This is a genomic window from Paenibacillus sp. RC334, assembly GCF_030034735.1.
In the GTDB taxonomy this organism is placed as follows: domain Bacteria; phylum Bacillota; class Bacilli; order Paenibacillales; family Paenibacillaceae; genus Paenibacillus; species Paenibacillus terrae_A.
This window is the reverse complement of sequence record NZ_CP125370.1, coordinates 851,293-866,823: the sequence shown is the minus strand read 5'-3', so window position 1 is coordinate 866,823 and position 15,531 is coordinate 851,293. Positions and strand designations below refer to the sequence as shown.

At 46.7% G+C, this 15,531-nt stretch carries 17 protein-coding genes; 4 read left to right on the top strand and 13 right to left on the bottom strand.

Translation table 11 applies throughout. The features are described 5' to 3' along the window. Window positions 1–146: 146 nt before the first annotated feature. The 3 genes from QMK20_RS04215 to QMK20_RS04205 all read right to left on the bottom strand — a co-directional run bounded on the left by QMK20_RS04215 (window position 147) and on the right by QMK20_RS04205 (window position 2,277). Complete coding sequence (locus tag QMK20_RS04215) at window positions 147–1,028, bottom strand: diacylglycerol kinase (protein WP_043922646.1); 882 nt, start codon at window positions 1,026–1,028, stop codon at window positions 147–149. Between the two features lie 185 nt (window positions 1,029–1,213). Continuing rightward, window positions 1,214–1,987, bottom strand: a complete 774-nt coding sequence (locus tag QMK20_RS04210) for a sirohydrochlorin chelatase (protein WP_283654719.1) — start codon at window positions 1,985–1,987, stop codon at window positions 1,214–1,216. Further along, window positions 1,987–2,277: a YerC/YecD family TrpR-related protein gene (locus QMK20_RS04205; RefSeq protein ID WP_014279885.1), complete on the bottom strand. Its 291-nt coding sequence runs from the start codon at window positions 2,275–2,277 to the stop codon at window positions 1,987–1,989. Before QMK20_RS04205 ends, QMK20_RS04210 begins: the two co-directional genes overlap by 1 nt. Before the next feature lie 229 nt (window positions 2,278–2,506). On the opposite strand from QMK20_RS04205, the gene QMK20_RS04200 reads away from it, so the two are divergent. Then, window positions 2,507–3,034, top strand: coding sequence for a tyrosine protein kinase (locus QMK20_RS04200; RefSeq protein WP_283654718.1), 528 nt, complete (start codon window positions 2,507–2,509; stop codon window positions 3,032–3,034). Between the two features lie 6 nt (window positions 3,035–3,040). On the opposite strand, the gene corA is transcribed toward QMK20_RS04200, so the two are convergent. The 7 genes from corA to QMK20_RS04165 all read right to left on the bottom strand — a co-directional run bounded on the left by corA (window position 3,041) and on the right by QMK20_RS04165 (window position 10,441). Then, window positions 3,041–4,000 carry a magnesium/cobalt transporter CorA gene (gene corA, locus QMK20_RS04195; RefSeq protein ID WP_044647044.1) on the bottom strand — a complete coding sequence of 320 codons (960 nt, stop codon included), beginning with the start codon at window positions 3,998–4,000 and terminating at the stop codon, window positions 3,041–3,043. 256 nt (window positions 4,001–4,256) lie between these two features. Continuing rightward, complete coding sequence (locus QMK20_RS04190) at window positions 4,257–4,691, bottom strand: GNAT family N-acetyltransferase (protein WP_283654717.1); 435 nt, start codon at window positions 4,689–4,691, stop codon at window positions 4,257–4,259. Between the two features lie 425 nt (window positions 4,692–5,116). Further along, the gene (locus QMK20_RS04185; RefSeq protein WP_014279880.1) at window positions 5,117–5,845 is read right to left on the bottom strand and encodes an amino acid ABC transporter ATP-binding protein; all 729 of its coding nucleotides are present in this window, start codon (window positions 5,843–5,845) and stop codon (window positions 5,117–5,119) included. Beyond that, a complete protein-coding gene (locus QMK20_RS04180; protein ID WP_404521048.1) occupies window positions 5,838–7,286 on the bottom strand; it encodes an amino acid ABC transporter substrate-binding protein/permease in 1,449 nt (482 codons plus the stop codon). The genes QMK20_RS04185 and QMK20_RS04180 overlap by 8 nt, the downstream gene beginning before the upstream one ends. A gap of 243 nt (window positions 7,287–7,529) precedes the next feature. Further along, complete coding sequence (locus tag QMK20_RS04175) at window positions 7,530–8,519, bottom strand: inorganic phosphate transporter (protein ID WP_283654716.1); 990 nt, start codon at window positions 8,517–8,519, stop codon at window positions 7,530–7,532. A gap of 14 nt (window positions 8,520–8,533) precedes the next feature. Further along, window positions 8,534–9,148 carry a DUF47 domain-containing protein gene (locus QMK20_RS04170; protein ID WP_014279877.1) on the bottom strand — a complete coding sequence of 205 codons (615 nt, stop codon included), beginning with the start codon at window positions 9,146–9,148 and terminating at the stop codon, window positions 8,534–8,536. A gap of 192 nt (window positions 9,149–9,340) precedes the next feature. Further along, the gene (locus QMK20_RS04165; protein ID WP_404580116.1) at window positions 9,341–10,441 is read right to left on the bottom strand and encodes a DUF3048 domain-containing protein; all 1,101 of its coding nucleotides are present in this window, start codon (window positions 10,439–10,441) and stop codon (window positions 9,341–9,343) included. Between the two features lie 243 nt (window positions 10,442–10,684). Between QMK20_RS04165 and QMK20_RS04160 the strand changes: the two genes are divergently transcribed. Further along, window positions 10,685–11,203 carry a DoxX family membrane protein gene (locus tag QMK20_RS04160; RefSeq protein WP_044647040.1) on the top strand — a complete coding sequence of 173 codons (519 nt, stop codon included), beginning with the start codon at window positions 10,685–10,687 and terminating at the stop codon, window positions 11,201–11,203. A gap of 191 nt (window positions 11,204–11,394) precedes the next feature. Further along, complete coding sequence (locus QMK20_RS04155; RefSeq protein ID WP_283654714.1) at window positions 11,395–12,321, top strand: hypothetical protein; 927 nt, start codon at window positions 11,395–11,397, stop codon at window positions 12,319–12,321. Window positions 12,322–12,422: 101 nt separating this feature from the next. Here QMK20_RS04155 and QMK20_RS04150 read toward each other — a convergent pair whose 3' ends face one another. From QMK20_RS04150 to QMK20_RS04140, 3 genes are all read right to left on the bottom strand, one after another. Next, window positions 12,423–13,214 carry a dioxygenase family protein gene (locus QMK20_RS04150; RefSeq protein ID WP_283654713.1) on the bottom strand — a complete coding sequence of 264 codons (792 nt, stop codon included), beginning with the start codon at window positions 13,212–13,214 and terminating at the stop codon, window positions 12,423–12,425. A 92-nt stretch (window positions 13,215–13,306) separates the two neighbouring features. Then, complete coding sequence (locus QMK20_RS04145) at window positions 13,307–14,131, bottom strand: alpha/beta hydrolase (RefSeq protein WP_283656193.1); 825 nt, start codon at window positions 14,129–14,131, stop codon at window positions 13,307–13,309. Between the two features lie 346 nt (window positions 14,132–14,477). Further along, window positions 14,478–14,777: a hypothetical protein gene (locus QMK20_RS04140; protein WP_283654712.1), complete on the bottom strand. Its 300-nt coding sequence runs from the start codon at window positions 14,775–14,777 to the stop codon at window positions 14,478–14,480. Between the two features lie 197 nt (window positions 14,778–14,974). Here QMK20_RS04140 and QMK20_RS04135 point away from each other — a divergent pair, with 197 nt between their 5' ends. Beyond that, window positions 14,975–15,403 carry a hypothetical protein gene (locus QMK20_RS04135; RefSeq protein WP_283654711.1) on the top strand — a complete coding sequence of 143 codons (429 nt, stop codon included), beginning with the start codon at window positions 14,975–14,977 and terminating at the stop codon, window positions 15,401–15,403. The last annotated feature ends 128 nt before the right edge of the window (window positions 15,404–15,531 follow it).

The window sequence follows — 15,531 nt, the reverse complement described above, 5'->3', positions numbered from 1 at the left end:
CATTAACGCCAGTACCGTGAACTCGAAAATGCCGTTACTCCCCACGGAGAACGGCAAGAACCGATATCGTCACAGCGAAAAATAACTTCCAACTCTACATTCCATATACTGTACTGCAATGAGAAGTGAGAACACTCATCGTCATTTTACCGAAAAACATTCAAATGCTGCGGCAAATTACGGAAAGTCGCTGGCAGGGTACCACCCAGTTCGCCATCCAGATTAAGCTGGACATAGCCGGGCGAGGTAACTTCCATGTAATCCGTTTTAAAATAAACGATTTTCTTGTCCTGCAAGTGCTCACCACGCAGCGCGAGTGTCACCAACCGAATCATTTCCGCCAGATTACATTTGCGCACAGCGATCACGTCGAGCAGCCCATCATCAATGGTCGCACCGGGCGCCAGCTTTTCAAATCCGCCCACCGAGTTCGTATTAGCAATCAGGAAAAGCATGAACTCGTCGTGTATCACTTCCTGACCCGATGCCTTGATAATCAGTTCTTGCGGGGCAAGGCTGACCATTTTCTCCACACCCTTAAAATAATAAGCCAACTGTCCAATCATCGTTTTCAGCTTACTGGGAACTTCATACGTAAGCTCGGTCAAAGTACCGCCACCCGCGATGTTAATAAAATAGCGGTCATTAGCTTTTCCGATATCCAGCGGCTTCGCATTTTGACGAATGACCAGATCGCAATAGTCCTCCCATTGCTTGGGAATGCCCAAGGCCCTGGCAAAATCATTCGTCGTACCTAACGGGAACACGCCCAAGGGCGGACGGTTTTCCCTTTCAGCCATTCCGTTAATAACTTCGTACAATGTACCATCCCCACCTGCGGCGATGATCATATCATACCCGCGCTCAATGGCATCCATCGTCTCACGAGTTGCATCCCCTTCTCCCGTAGTTGCATGGCAAGAGGCTTCAATACCACCTTCATCCAGACGCTGCAAAATGTCCGCAAGGCGACGCTTCATTTCCTCGCGTCCGGAGGTCGGATTATAGATTAATCTAGCACTTTTCATTCCCGTTACGCCACCCGTATATTTAATGATATTTATGTTTATATTCTCATTCATCACATTCACTCTATACAAAATATCATCATACTGGAAAAAGGCCTCTTTTACAATAAAAGAAGCCTACGCTTACCTAAATACGGAAATTTCAGGCTATGATAAAGCTGTAGCTGAACCAAGCGCCCTGTTGCTCAATCTTGCTTCTGCATTCTTTGCAGCAGTTCACAAATTTGCCCGTTCATCCAGCTTGTGAGCAGGGGATGCGGCAGCAGAGGATCTCCCGAATAACGGTATTCAAGTCCCTGTAATCGTCCAGGAATGATATGACTTGTAAAATATCCCGAGCTTAAAAAAAGCGGCGCCACAATAACATCATGACCCCGCTCCTGCTTCCAGTACGCTACCTTATCATATACACTCTCAGGATTCAGCAAGGCGTAGTCCGTAGCGATACTACTCACCCTTTGCACCGTACGGGCTAACGAAGAAATCCCTCGCTCCCAGCGCTGAAAAAAGCCATCATGCACACTGCCATGTCCCACGAGCAAAATAGTCTCTCTCGCAGGGTTGACCGACAATGGGCTAACCTTGTCCCAAACCATGTGAGCCACATCTTCTCCGTCATCCACCGGACTGCCAAAATGCACACACGCCTTGATCCGAAAAGGCTTCAAATCCGTTTCTTTGTCTGGCGTATCCTTGACTCCCAGCGCATAACTGATCTCATCTACATGCGTGCTGCCGGACGACATAAATAAGGGCACAACCAGCAAATCTGTCACACCTAGGGACTCCAAACGGTCAATACCATTCTGGATCAATCTTCCTTTCACCGTTTCCAAAAATGAAACCTCTAACGGCATGTCCTTCGGCAAATGAAGCTTTGCGGCCGCCTGATCCACCTGTTCCACCCAATACGACTCCCTTGAGCCATGGCTAATGACCAGTACCCCAGGGCTTCGCATTAGCGCCCCAGACGCTCAAGTGTCAATTTATACCCGTCATTACCGTAGTTCAGGCAACGTTTAACACGTGAAATCGTAGCTGTACTGGCACCCGTCTCTGCTTCAATCTGGTTATACGTACTACCTTTACCCAGCATACGGGCAACTTCCAAACGTTGAGAGAGGGACTGAATTTCATTAATCGTGCACAAATCATCGAAGAATACATAGCACTCTTCCAAATTTTTTAGAGTTAGGATGGCTTCGAACAATTGATCAATACTTTTATCATTAAGCTTTTTGAGCTGCATGGATTATCATCTCCCAAGGTTACAATCTATCCTCATTGTACTCGAGGAATAGTTGGTTTTTCAAGCGTTAACGATTTCACGCATCACAGAACAGCATTATTTTTTTAGCAGGATCGTACTGTGCTAGAGCCCAAATCCGCTTTTATACCTGATTTCGGGACACGCGCCTAAACCCACTGTGCGTTTGTAACATACAGTAGAGTATCAACCTACAAAGGAATGTGATCTCATGCCTGGAAACTACTATCATCGGAGGCCGCAACAGCGTTCCCTTTCCGATCCGTATAATTCCTCTTCATATCCGGGACTCGACACGTACAGCGATGTTCCGCAAGTCGATTCCTCCGGAATCGTGCCTTATGAGGCACCATCAAGTATTACAGAATCCGCCGTCGTGGTCACACCTGATCCGGTCCCGGCCAAAGGAGGACTGCTCGGCGGTCTCGGCAACCTTGGTAACCTTCCCAATCTCGGCGAAATTAAAGGCATCATTGACCGTATGGGCGGTATTGACGGGATTGTCGCTACTTTCGGCAAGGTACAAAAGGTCATGTCCAGCGTGCAGCAATTTGCGCCAATGGCGAAGCTGATTATGGGCGCGCTCCCAGCATTCGGAAAATCCGCGAGCAAAAATTCTGCAACGGAACTCACCGAGGAATTGGATGAATACACACCACCGCGCACACGCCGGAAAAAGACACAGCGCAAAAGCACTACGACCCCGCGCAAACGTCCGCGCAAGCGCAAAAGAAAGTAGGTTATTTTATTTGAACCAGCCCCGACGCATAAACCAGATTACCATCGCTGCACTTAATATGAACATAAAGAACAGCACTCCAAAATAACCATATTTCCAGCCCAGCTCGGGCATATACGAAAAATTCATACCATAGATACCCGCAATCAGCGTCAAGGGCATAAAAACAGTCGTAATGACGGTCAGTGTCTTCATGATTGAATTCATACGGTTGGAATTTAGCGAAATATAACTGTCTCTCAGGTCGGCTGTCATCTCGCGGTCGGCCTCCAGCATGTCGGTCAGCTTCAGCAGATGGTCATAAATATCCGTAAAATAGGCCATATGCTCCCCTTTTCCCTGCACATGCTGCGAATTAAGGACCCTGTACATCAAATCCCGCATCGGCACAATTGTACGGCGCAGCTTGAGCAGCCTGCCTCGCAGAGCAAATACCTGCTTCATCAAGTCCTCCACCGATTCACGCCCGCCCAGGCCCTCCAGCTCTGCCAGCTCATCCTCAATCATGAACAAACTCGGGAAATAGTTATCCACCAGCTTGTCCACCACCGTATAAGCCGCAGCCAGCGGCCCACGCGACCAAATTTTGCGTTCATTGGCATGCTGGACAATCCGTTCCCAAGCCTGATCCAGCTCCTCCAGTTCATGATGATGGTATGTCACCAAGAAACGGCTGCTAATGAACATATCCACTTCTTCCGCATCCAATGTATCTACATCCAGCGCATGTACCACCAGAAACTGCACATCCTCATAATAGTCCAGTTTCGGACGTTGCAGAACATGCAAACAATCCTCCACAGCCAACGGATGAAAATGGAAATAACTCGTCAGAAGCTCTGATTCATGATCGGTAGGCTCGCTAAAATCCACCCACATCCATATATAATCCTCCATGACGATCTGCTCCAGTGGCAGCCCCACCGTCACCTGATGATCATGGCCTATAACCAATGTACGTATCACCGTACGTCCCCCTCGCCTAACACTACTGTCATTGATTCTATTTACATTGTATATAAGCTATTCAGCGTTATACAAATCTCAAGCCCCATATTCATGCTTCATACAGCAAAATAAAGAAAAGGATATCTCCGGGCCATCACAATCCCCCAAGATATCCTTATAAAATATAAATCCAACTCAAACGATATGTTCCATCTCTCTATCTGATAAGAAGCTAACTTCAGGATTTTGCAAAATCCTCAACTTATAATGATAACTATGCTTCAATTAATTTCACAAAGCCTGTGCTTGTCGCTTCATAGCCTAACCGTCGATAAAATTGATGCGCATCCTGTCGCTCACTCCGATTACCGCTGTTCAAAGCAATGGCAACCAAACCTTTTTCTTTTGCCCAAGCTTCCACTTCCTGATTTAGCGCCTTGCCGATGCCTTTATTACGATGTTTCGAATCCATCACAAAAACAACGATACGCGCATAATCTTCATTTCTTTCATAAAAGATATCATAGTGTAGCCCAACCATCCCAACCACTTCCCCTTCAATTTCAGCAACCAGGGTATGATAGTCAGGATTAGAAGCGATACGATCATATCTCTGCTTCATATCTTCAACTGATGTAGGATAACCAAGCTCCTCCATTAAATAAGCCAACGCCGGAATATCCTCTTGTCTAGCAGTCCTGATCTTCAAATTACCCACTCCTTTGAAGGATATACATAAGGATTTATATCAGGTAATAAAGACTCTCTCTTACAATCACAAGAGATCACATCTAGCCATGTACCTACTCACTAAACCACACTTTAACCGAGCCCATTCACTCCCAGCCTACTATCGGCGCAGCAAGCACCGCGCGGCGCCCCTTCCCTTCCACTGCATCCACTCATTCAAAAGTGAGGCAGGCTTTTGACGAAAGGGGGCGATCAGCGAGTAGTAGCGCAGCGGTACATTTGAATCTGAAAAAGCGGAGCGTTCGCCTTTGCCCCTAAATTTTCACCTTTTCATGTCTTATACAATCCAAAAATTCAGGGGCAACAGCGATCATAAGATCAAATGGACCGCGGAGCGTTTCACAACGAGCACATCTCACACATTCAACGCAAACCCTGCCCCACTTACAATACTTTCTCCAAGAAACTAATCGTCCGCTCATTTTGCGGATTACCGAATACCTCTTGTGGCGTTCCTTCCTCGACGATGTAGCCTCCGTCCATGAACACGACACGGTCGCTTACTTCGCGTGCAAAACCCATCTCATGCGTCACGATCATCATCGTCATACCTTCACGGGCCAGATCATTCATGACGCCGAGCACTTCTCCGACCATTTCAGGATCAAGCGCCGAGGTCGGCTCGTCGAACAGCATAATATCCGGGTTCATTGCCAGCGCGCGTGCAATCGCCACGCGCTGCTTTTGACCGCCGGACAACTGTCCTGGCAAGGCATCTGCCTTATCGGACAAGCCCACACGCTCCAGCAGCTTCATGGCCGTCTCCCGGGCCTCTGCCTTGGACTGTTTCCCCAATTCTGTTGGCGCAAACATAATGTTCTTGAGCACCGTCATATGCGGAAACAGGTTGAAATGCTGAAACACCATGCCTATATTTTCACGGACCTTGTTAATGTCCACGCTCTTGTCACTCAAGTTGTAGTCATCCACGATGACCTCGCCTGCTGTAATTTCCTCCAGCATATTCATACAACGCAAAAACGTGCTTTTCCCTGAACCCGAGGGGCCAATGACGCAGACAACCTCACCTTCCTGCACTTGCATATCAATGCCTTTCAGCACCTCGTTACTGCCATAGCTTTTTTTCAGGTTCTTGACGATAATTTTACCCACGGCGAACTCTCCCTTCAAGGCGGTTGGAAATTTTGGTCAGGACTGTAATGACGATAAGATACATCACCGCAACCACCAGCCAAATATCAAAGGATTGGAACGTCCGCGCAATAATAATCTTACCCGATTGGGTCAATTCGACCAGGCCAATAACAGACAAAATCGAAGTATCCTTCAACGTAATAACCAACTGATTGATAAACGACGGGATCATGATTTTCACAGCCTGCGGCAAAATGATTTTGAGCATAGCCGTCCGGTATGGCAACCCAAGAGAACGAGCCGCTTCCATTTGTCCCGGATCAATGGACTGAATACCGCCACGGATGATCTCCGTCACATAAGCTCCCGCATTGAGAGACAACGTCAGTACAGCCGCGACAAAGAGCGGCATTTTAAAATCCAGTGCCTGCGGAATCCCAAAGTAAATAAAGAAAGCAAGTACGATCAGCGGAATACCACGGAATACATCGACAAAAACTGTTGCAATACCACGGAACAGTTTATTGTGACTCACCTTCATAAAGCCGAACACCAGACCCAGCACAAAAGCTACCAGCAGGGATACAAGTGTATACAGCAGCGTATTTCCCATTCCTTTGATCAGCGAAGGCAGGGAAGCGGAAATGAGTTCCCAGCGCCCACGTTCAACAGGTGCCGCACCTTTACCGGATTCGCCCAGATACTTGGACATGATTTTGTCATATTCCCCGCTGTTGCGAAGATTCACAAGCCCTGCATTAAATTTCTCCACCAGTTCCTGGTTTTTGCCTTTATTGACAGCGAAACCGTATGAACCACCTTTTTCCTTATCCGTCACAAGCTTGAGTCCATTATTCTGTGTCACTCCGTATGCCAGCACCGGATAATCATCAAAACATGCAACTGAGTTTCCAGTCTTAACCTCATCGTACATTTGAGAGGAATCATCGAACGGAACCGTAGTAAAGCCATATTTGGCCTTAATGGACTCCGCGAACGTGTACCCTTCTGTTCCCGTTTTGACAGCGACACGCTGCCCTTTCAGGTCCTCATAGCGCTTAATCGTATCATTATCCTTACGGACCGCCATGACGACACCTGAATCAAAATACGGTTCAGAAAAATCAAATTTTTGCTTACGTTCATCTGTAATACTCATCCCGGCAATAACGCCGTCCACTTGATTCGTTTCAAGTGCCTGCACTGCCGCATTAAAGCCAAGAGGCTTGATGGTATAGTCAAAATTCTGATCCCTGGCAATAGCAGCCAGCAGATCCATGTCGATTCCGACAAATTTACCATCTACATCTTCAAACTCAAAAGGCGCGAACGTTGTATCCGTGCCGATATCATATTTTGTTTTGTTTTCTGCATGTGCCACTACGCCAAAATTACCGGCCAGGGCAACCACAAAAAACAGACAAATCATGAGTGCTGTTAGTTTTCCAGATTTTTGCATAAGTTCCTCCAGTCAGTTGAACGGTTCAAAGTTTTCTGTTTATTCTACAGGAGTTATTAAAAATTGACTACTTTGATGTCAGATATTTTTTGAAAGATGTTTCATGGACCTGTCTGATCGGGTAAGGTTTAAAGGACCTGTTTTTTGCCCCTGTAATGCCAATAAGCCCCTGCCGCAAAAAGCGGAAGGAAGCTTATTGTGTATCCTATAGTGTGTACTTATTTTCTGAGAAATAATGATGAACTAGAAAAGAATTTTGAAAATCAAACCTGCTAGTAAAGCAGAAATTGGGATAGTAATAACCCAAGTAATGACAATGCGACCAGCCAGCGACCAACGCACAGCGGAAAAACGCTTCGCAGAACCAACACCCAAAATAGCCGAAGTAATGGCATGAGTGGTACTTACTGGTAAATGAAGCAGTGTGGCTGTGAAAATAACCGAAGCTCCGGAAATATCAGCGGCGAAGCCATTGATCGGCTCGATTTTAAAAATCTTGGTGCCCATCGTCTTGATGATCTTCCAGCCCCCAATGGACGTACCGAGCGCCATTGCTGTTGCGGCCGAAATTTTAACCCACATCGGCACTTCAAGATGATCCTGATAACCCGCCGAAACGAGTGCAAATGTGATAATCCCCATTGCCTTTTGGGCATCATTCGTACCGTGCGTGAACGATTGAAGCGCTGCTGTAATGACCTGCATCGTGCGAAAACCTTTGTTCACCGTATGCGGACTGCGACGAGCGAAGATGTATTTTAAAATCATCATTACAATATAACCAATTACAAAAGCAATCAGCGGGGAGAAAATAAGTCCCTCAACAATCCCGATGAAGCCGCTCCAGTTCAATTTCTCTGATCCCGCACCTACATACACAGCCCCGGCCAGCGCACCAATCAAGGCGTGGGAAGAGGATGAAGGAATACCGAACCACCATGTGAGCAGATTCCAGATAATCGCTGCGATCAGTGTCGCAATGACGATATCAATCCCGTTCGTAAGCTTGGTAGGGTCAGCGACACTGCCACCAATCGTCTTGGCAACCCCTGTAAACAATATGGCTCCCAGAAAGTTCATGACCGCAGCCATAATAATCGCACGACGCGGCGTCAACGCACGGGTAGATACCGAGGTTGCGATAGCGTTCGCCGTATCATGAAAACCGTTAATAAAATCAAATGCCAGAGCAAGAAAAATAACAATACCCAATACCAGTAAACTTGTATCCATGTAAAAGGACTCCCTTACGAGTTACGCATAATGATGGATTCCAGCATATTTGCAACATCCTCGCATGAATCCGTTGTCGTTTCAAGGCGTTCGTACAATTCTTTGCGTTTAATCAGTTCAATGGGATCAGTTACAGTTGCAAACAGGTTTTTGATGCAAATACGCAACAGCTCATCCCCCTGATTTTCCAAATCATTCAGGCGAATGGTGTATTCACGGATGGCCAGCAGCTTCTTCTGTGAAAGCAAATGTACAGCCTTCTGAATTTCATAAGCCGACTGACGCAAAATATCAGCGAACTGCACAATATACTCGTCCGGCTCCGTAATGTTGTACATATAAAAACGAGAGGCTGTCGCTTCCAGACCGTCCAGCACATCATCCATGGTCGTTGTCAGTTCCATGATATCGTCGCGTTCCAGCGGCGTAATGAAGGTCTTGTTCAGCTCAGTAATAATCGTGTGTGTGTAATCATCACACTTATTTTCATACTTCTTCATTTCATTAGTAAACAGAACCACATCTTGAAGATTTGAAGTATGTTGGGCAAAATAATCAGCTGCTTGCACGATTGTATCTGCCATATTTTCCAACGTCTCGAAGAATATATCCTTTTTCTTCAATCTCATTAACGATTACCCCTTTACGAAAATATCCGCAACCTGTTTCGACTGCATTAGACAACCTTTGCTATCTTATCACACTCATCAATGTTTTTGTAAAGTTTGTAAAGGCAAATTTCACAATATTAAGTATACATTGCCCGACAAGGAAGTTCATTATCCGACAAATTATATATAAAAAGGTGGATTATGGATTCCTCACTTTGCTTCTACACTTACATGCTCGTTCAGCGAAACGTCCGCCGGAACCACATGTATATAGGATGTACCCGGTACCAACGGAATTTCAACTCCATTTTTCATAAAACGAATAGCATCACCGGGCGTATGCTGCCACTCGGCGTGTATCAACTTCCCTTGTTGAAACAACATAGCCTCTCCACCGCCTTTAAGCTCAACGCTCAATCGACCTACATCATCCAGCGTTTGGTGCCTGGTGCTCATCACAATGACATTGGCCGCAGAGAGCTGCTTGTTATTGTTTTGATCCACATGTGACTTTTCGTTCACAAAACGCTTATATTGCTGATCTGACGGATCGTAGGTGTAAGATACCTTGTAGCTTTTAAGCAAAAAGCGGATTTGCAAAGATACTGCCTCCCCGTCCCCCATGATCGAAGCTTCACCGGATTTAAGGTAGTTATATACCGGAACCACCGTCTGCTTGGCGTAGCCTTTACTTTCGCTTCCTTGGCGAAGTCTGTTCACATCTGTGTACAGATTGTGTGGTGGACGGCGATCCTTGCTTCTCCAGAAGTAAGCTCCCCCATTCGAAATCTCATCCAGATGCTCTTTTCGTTGCTGCTGTAAAATCGCATAGGCATCTGTACTTCCCCCGGCGTGTATCGGCAACGCCCCGTAAGTTTCGCCCAGCTCAATCAGATACGGCCGGATGCTGCGGACCGGGCCTATTTTCACATCACCGCCATGACTTTGGAAAAAAGCTACCAAACGTGTAATTCCACCTTCTGCGAGAACTTCATATACCATGTCAGCCTCGCTAAGTCCCGCCTGAGGTCGTGCGGCTGGAGCATTATTAATCATAATTGCAAGCGGTCGTTCCAGAACAGGCTGCTCCACCGGAAGGCCGGTAAGCGGAGCTGTAAATGCCGGAATAGTCGGTTCCTTGGGCGGCTCAAGCGCCTCCGGCTGTGTTTCTTGCTTAACCGGTTGGGGCGCGGGTTCTGATTCACCCGATTTGGACATAGCAGAACAGGACATCATGGTCATACATAGCAAAACCGAGGTCATCACACACAACCATTGGCTTCGATTGAAAATGGGCCCGGACAAATTCATCCCTCCAGTTAGACATTTTTCTCATTATAAGCGTTATTTCCTGTTTTTGTCTTGATTGAAACTCATCATCACTATAGAATACTTATCTGAAGACATTAAAATTTAAAAAATATTCAGACTTTGTGATTTTTATCACAAATAACTGTAACTGAACCTAATACAATAAGGGTGTAGCAGAGATGATCATCCCAAACCAAATGAAATACAACCAACATTATAAGAAAAGAAAGAGGAGTGGTTTGAATGTTTAACAACTGGTTGCGTGAAAATAAAGTAGCAATGTGGCTGCTGACTGTAGTACGGGTTTATCTGGGATATGAATGGATGACCCATGGACTTGAGAAGCTGACTGGCGGATTCGATGCAGGCGGATTTATCTCGGGGGCCATTGCTAAGACAGGCGGAGAACATCCCGCTGTACAAGGCTGGTGGGGATCGTTCCTTGAAGCCTTTGCCCTACCTAATGTCGGTCTGTTCAACGTCCTGATCCCACTGGGTGAGTTCCTGGTCGGAGTTGGCCTGCTTCTTGGTACACTGACTACATTAGCTGCCTTGATGGCAATGGTCATGAACTTCTCGTTCCTATTCTCGGGCACAGTAAGCACCAATGCAATCTACCTGCTGTTTGAAATCTTCCTTGTAGTTGCTGGCGCAAACGCTGGACGGATTGGCTTGGATCGTTGGGTACTTCCCTTCCTGCGTGGACTGTTCCGTAAAAATAAAGATACCTTTCCAGCAGACCCCGCTCGAAAAATAGCTTAAGCTACCAAAAAAACAACCGTTACCCTCCGGGCTAATGGTTGTTTTTTTGTGCAGCTATGCTGCTGACTTTCTTTTATATCCGATTCATCATTTCCCCAAACGTTTACAAGTTGGATACAACCCGGAATGCTCACGATACATTCCCCCTATACACTAAAGTTACATCAAAGAAAGCCATGGAGGGTTATATCATGAAAAAAATCACCAAAGCCTACCTCATGCTCGCGACAGTAACTTTCACAGTACAGACTATGGGACTGGGATATCCATCACAAGCCGAAGCGGCAGTATCGACTACGACAACGTCTCAATCGGAAAGTGTGCAAAATATCTCCAACACCTTCGAGCAACTGCTACGTCAACCCGGCAAACTTCCTCAGGCATTCGCTTATTTGCAAAAACACATTCAATCCATTCCAGCCTCTCAAGCCACCATCATGACGCTTCATCTGGAAAATGCACAGACCAAGCAATTGGATTCTTATTCACAAGCCTTATACCCAGCTTCTGTTCAGACCAAAATCAATACTATTTATAAACCCGGCGATTCGTTCACAAATGTAATTAGCCGCACCAAAGATACGAACCTGAAGAAATTACTGACCCAAACCAGAGATGCCGGATACAAACTGGAAACCGCAGAAGGCATGTATTACCCTGTCATAAACTATGAAAAATATAAAGTGTTCGGAAAGCACACCACGGCAGATATCCGCAGCTATATTGACATCATGGCAGTGGAATCTGGACAGGCAGCTACCAAGGATGCCGCACTGCATATCGGATATCAGCAGTTGTCTGGACGGGTGCTGGCACAGGAAGACTTTTTAAACAAATATCCACATTCCAACCGTACACTAGCTGTCAAAGAATTGCATGATCTGTACTATTTCTATACCTTCTACGGCACGAACAATACGCCATTATTCGATTACGATACCAAGAAGATTCTTCCTAACGCTAAAAAAGGATATCAACTGGTAATTCAACGCAACAGCGGCTCAGCTAGTCCTTATGTACAAAAACTAAAAGACTTCGTGGCTCTACTGGATCAAAACGGAGATAAACACACTGCACAGGTATCCGACTGGCTGAAAAAGAACGTACCTACTTCCTGATCAAGTTTTACAGGAACACACCATACAGGAACTCATGTTATATACAAAAAAGAACTTCCATTCCCACTTGCCATGTGGATTAGGAAGTTCTTTTTTCACATTTACGTATCACGTTCTTGACCGAAAGCCCAACAATTGAGACTCAGTGAGCCCAGGACATAGGACTGAAAAAGCTTCTGCGCCGAGCGCTGGTCATCCGCAGCCCCCATCGCGTAAAACAGCGGCGAAAAATGCTCTATCCCATAAGAGGGAACCGCCTGTTTGGCATAAGGAGCCTTTTTATCATATTGGAACAAATGACGTAAATTCCATTCCTGAAGCTGCTGACCGATCCAGTTATCATATTGAACCGCCCAATCTGCTGGCTCATTCGTCTGCTTGAGTGTTCGCAAGTTGTGGACCAATCCGCCGCTACCGATGATCAAAATGCCCTGTTCACGCAACGGTGCCAGCATCCGCCCAATCTCGTATTGCTCCTGCGGAGCGCGCCTGGAATCAATGGAGAGCGGGACGACCGGGATGTCCGCATCAGGATATATATGCCGCAAAACCACCCATGCTCCATGGTCCAGTCCCCGGTTCCGTACCGGCTGGTGGAACAGGTTATGCTGACTGAACAGATGCTCTATCTCCTCATACAGCTTCGGATCGCCTGGTGCAGGGTAATCAAGTGTGTACATTTGTTCAGGAAAGCCATAGAAATCGTGCAACGCTGCATGCTGGTCATCCGCGCCTATGCATTGATCAGCACTATCCCAATGCGCGGAAAAAATGACTATTCCTTTGGGTCGGGGCAGGCTCGCGCCCAGCTCTGCAAGAAAGCTGGTGTATGCGTTGTTTTCTAAAGCTAGTGTTGGTGAACCGTGCGCAACAAAAATTGAGGGTAATGTCATCGCTGCCAACCTCCACACGCCAGTATAGTGTTACTCTTCCATTTTACTCCGGTGGAGGCGCAATTTCCAATACAATCCGTTACAGCCTGAAATCAGATCATCCAGTGCTGCCAATCCCGCTGAATATTCTCCTGCTCATCCAGCCATTCCAGCGTCCGGTCGATCAACCGCTGCCGCTCTTTACCGGAAGAGAAGGTGTGGTCTCCCTGAAAAATAATCTCTTTGTCGCAGCGTCCCTCTGGACGCATCCAAAATACCTTTTGGAACAGGAATGCATAGTCCACAGGAATGATATCATCCGAGGTTCCGTGAATAACGAGCACATCGCCGTTAAACTTGACGGCCTCCTGAAACGGCTGGAACTGGGCAAGCGACTCAAAATATGAAGGTGTGAACTTATAGCCCAAATAGTCGGCCTGACCGCTTTTCACAGACTCATCGTACACGCTCCGCTCCGTAATTTTAACAATGTCATTGAACGGGTAGCCGACCGCAGACCAAAGCACCAGATTTTGTACTCTCTTGTCCCGTACTGCTGTGAGAAGAGCGACCGCGCCACCCAGACTGTGACCGATCAGCGTCACCTTGGTCGGGTCGATATCTGCACAATTCACGGCATAATCAAGCACGGTACGTGTCTGATTAATCATCGACTCCAGCCCTTGCTTGCCGTATTCACCCGTACTTTCCCCGCAACCTGCAAAATCAAAGCGCAGGACAAAATATCCCCCTTCTGCAAGCTCACGGGCAGTCTTTACGAATAACCGATCTACCCCGATACGATTGCCCACAAATCCGTGGCATATCACTACAAGCGGTACCCGTCTCTGACGGTCTCCTTCATTCGGATTGCTTGGATAATGAATTGTTGCGGCCAGCTCCTCATTTTCAAAGCGAATTCCAATTTGCCGTTCCATCATGATTGTCCCCCTGTTTCAAGCTTCACCGTCACCAACCTGGTATGCTGTATTGGCAACCCTATCTTGCGAAGCTTCTTGTGATGATTAATGATTGGTAATTAATGATTTAAAGCGAATATGTCAAACGTATATTGTAACATGGATGCTCAGCAAAATATCTATTTACTTTAATTCCGATAAGTTTAATAAGTTTTATAGTAAAGTCAGTCTATCATTGCCCTGCTTCCTTGTCAACCTGTCAGTTATAACGGAGAAAAAGGGAACAAATGGCGCTCCCCGCAACGAATAACGGAGAGCGCCATATTGCATTACTTGGCGGGGAAAATTACTTTCATCCCGCAGACTATTCGTAGCTGTTCCTGAACATTTCGTGCGTCTCCGTACGCCCCTCCCATTCCAGTCTGCAAGAGACACCGCTATTCTGATCCTCATGCCATAAGCTGCGGTAGCACTCTTCGCCCAGATCACCTGCAAACTCGGTATCCTGAGCCCATTCAGCATCGTTCAGAATACGGTACGTCGGGGATGTTCCCTGAACGCTCCGATGACTCACGTTCACAGGTATGGCCTCCACGCTGTTTCTAACTGGAGCGGCTTCCAGCCGTTTATTAACCGTATAACCCGCCTGCTTATCCAGCTTCATGATGCCACATCCTCTCCACATTTACATTCAGGATGCTCCGCCTGCTCACCCTTTATCCAGTTTGAGGAGAATGCAGCGGTAATATACATTTCGCAGATAAAGCCTTTTGCCATCCGCAGCTTACTCACGTATACTGTTTTTGTTACGTATTGGCGGTTCCGCCAGATCGGAATACGCCCGCAAAGCAGGAGGAAGCAATGAATAAAGCCAAAAATTATACACTTATTGCATGGATTGCCTTGTCCATGTTTTTTTTGACACAGGCGATCATCGGATGGTTTGTAACGTTTACAGGCGGAGATGTTGCTCCTTTTGAAAAAGTTAACCTGTCCACCCTGATCATCATCGCCGCAGGAGCCATCCTGCTGGTTGAAGCGCTGATGAATTTTATGGACCGCCCGGAAGAAGGAGAGGAAGCACAGCAGGACTATACGCCCGTGAAGCCCCGCATAGACCTCAAGTCCATCTTGCGGTATGTTGTATTAGTCGTGGTGATTCTCGTCGCCGGGCTGGCCCTGCGCCGCGTACTACCCGTGTTCAGCATTTCACCCTGGGTGAATCTGATCCTTGCTGCCATCGGCTTCATCGGTCTCAAGCCGATTTTTTTACGCAAAAAACGTTCATAAGACGCAATCCTCATCTGTACTTGGAGCTGCCCGATTTTTGTTCGCGGCGGCTCTTTTGGTTATTTTACAACTCCCAATTACGTACATAATATTAGAAAAGAAAGCGGCTGTCGGCTGACCTGAGAATG

Excerpts from the sequence above, each read along its gene's own strand:
- QMK20_RS04160 (WP_044647040.1), top strand. The coding sequence starts at position 10,685 with ATGTTTAACAACTGGTTGCGTGAAAATAAAGTAGCAATGTGGCTGCTG.
- QMK20_RS04140 (WP_283654712.1), bottom strand. The coding sequence starts at position 14,777 with ATGAAGCTGGATAAGCAGGCGGGTTATACGGTTAATAAACGGCTGGAA.
- QMK20_RS04215 (WP_043922646.1), bottom strand. The coding sequence starts at position 1,028 with ATGAAAAGTGCTAGATTAATCTATAATCCGACCTCCGGACGCGAGGAA.
- QMK20_RS04170 (WP_014279877.1), bottom strand. The coding sequence starts at position 9,148 with ATGAGATTGAAGAAAAAGGATATATTCTTCGAGACGTTGGAAAATATG.
- QMK20_RS04165 (WP_404580116.1), bottom strand. The coding sequence starts at position 10,441 with ATGAATTTGTCCGGGCCCATTTTCAATCGAAGCCAATGGTTGTGTGTG.
- QMK20_RS04135 (WP_283654711.1), top strand. The coding sequence starts at position 14,975 with ATGAATAAAGCCAAAAATTATACACTTATTGCATGGATTGCCTTGTCC.
- QMK20_RS04200 (WP_283654718.1), top strand. The coding sequence starts at position 2,507 with ATGCCTGGAAACTACTATCATCGGAGGCCGCAACAGCGTTCCCTTTCC.
- QMK20_RS04180 (WP_404521048.1), bottom strand. The coding sequence starts at position 7,286 with ATGCAAAAATCTGGAAAACTAACAGCACTCATGATTTGTCTGTTTTTT.
- QMK20_RS04175 (WP_283654716.1), bottom strand. The coding sequence starts at position 8,519 with ATGGATACAAGTTTACTGGTATTGGGTATTGTTATTTTTCTTGCTCTG.
- QMK20_RS04145 (WP_283656193.1), bottom strand. The coding sequence starts at position 14,131 with ATGGAACGGCAAATTGGAATTCGCTTTGAAAATGAGGAGCTGGCCGCA.
- QMK20_RS04210 (WP_283654719.1), bottom strand. The coding sequence starts at position 1,987 with ATGCGAAGCCCTGGGGTACTGGTCATTAGCCATGGCTCAAGGGAGTCG.
- QMK20_RS04150 (WP_283654713.1), bottom strand. The coding sequence starts at position 13,214 with ATGACATTACCCTCAATTTTTGTTGCGCACGGTTCACCAACACTAGCT.
- QMK20_RS04155 (WP_283654714.1), top strand. The coding sequence starts at position 11,395 with ATGAAAAAAATCACCAAAGCCTACCTCATGCTCGCGACAGTAACTTTC.
- QMK20_RS04205 (WP_014279885.1), bottom strand. The coding sequence starts at position 2,277 with ATGCAGCTCAAAAAGCTTAATGATAAAAGTATTGATCAATTGTTCGAA.